The organism is Corynebacterium tuberculostearicum (assembly GCF_032821615.1).
Classification (GTDB): Bacteria; Actinomycetota; Actinomycetes; order Mycobacteriales; family Mycobacteriaceae; genus Corynebacterium; species Corynebacterium tuberculostearicum_H.
Window position 1 is genome coordinate 1 of the sequence record NZ_JAVBIF010000052.1, and the last position, 994, is coordinate 994.

The 994-nt window shown below is 55.6% G+C and carries 1 rRNA gene; it reads right to left on the bottom strand.

Annotation, left to right across the window (positions count from 1 at the left end):
* A 16S ribosomal RNA gene (locus RAE09_RS11835) occupies positions 1 to 979 on the bottom strand; the annotation flags it as partial.
* Between the last annotated feature and the right edge of the window lie 15 nt (positions 980 to 994).

Below are 994 nucleotides of genomic sequence, written 5' to 3' on the forward strand. Positions count from 1 at the left end.
GTGTATGTCAAGCCCAGGTAAGGTTCTTCGCGTTGCATCGAATTAATCCACATGCTCCGCCGCTTGTGCGGGCCCCCGTCAATTCCTTTGAGTTTTAGCCTTGCGGCCGTACTCCCCAGGCGGGGCGCTTAATGCGTTAGCTACGGCACGAAAGTCGTGAAAAGACCCTCACACCTAGCGCCCACCGTTTACGGCATGGACTACCAGGGTATCTAATCCTGTTCGCTACCCATGCTTTCGCTCCTCAGCGTCAGTAACTGCCCAGTAACCTGCCTTCGCCATCGGTGTTCCTCCTGATATCTGCGCATTTCACCGCTACACCAGGAATTCCAGTTACCCCTACAGTACTCAAGTTATGCCCGTATCGCCTGCACGCCCGGAGTTAAGCCCCGGAATTTCACAGACGACGCGACAAACCACCTACGAGCCCTTTACGCCCAGTAATTCCGGACAACGCTCGCACCCTACGTATTACCGCGGCTGCTGGCACGTAGTTAGCCGGTGCTTCTTATCTAGGTACCGTCACAAAAAGCTTCGTCCCTAGCGAAAGGAGTTTACAACCCGAAGGCCGTCATCCCCCACGCGGCGTCGCTGCATCAGGCTTGCGCCCATTGTGCAATATTCCCCACTGCTGCCTCCCGTAGGAGTCTGGGCCGTATCTCAGTCCCAATGTGGCCGTCCACCCTCTCAGGCCGGCTACCCGTCGCCGCCTTGGTAGGCCATTACCCCACCAACAAGCTGATAGGCCGCGAGCTCATCCTACACCGAAAAAACTTTCCAACCATCACACTAAAAATGGCTCCTATCCGGTATTAGACCCAGTTTCCCAGGCTTATCCCGAAGTGCAGGGCAGATCACCCACGTGTTACTCACCCGTTCGCCACTCGAGTACCCTGCAAGCAGGGCCTTTCCGTTCGACTTGCATGTGTTAAGCACGCCGCCAGCGTTCGTCCTGAGCCAGGATCAAACTCTCCACAAAAAAATTTCAGAACAA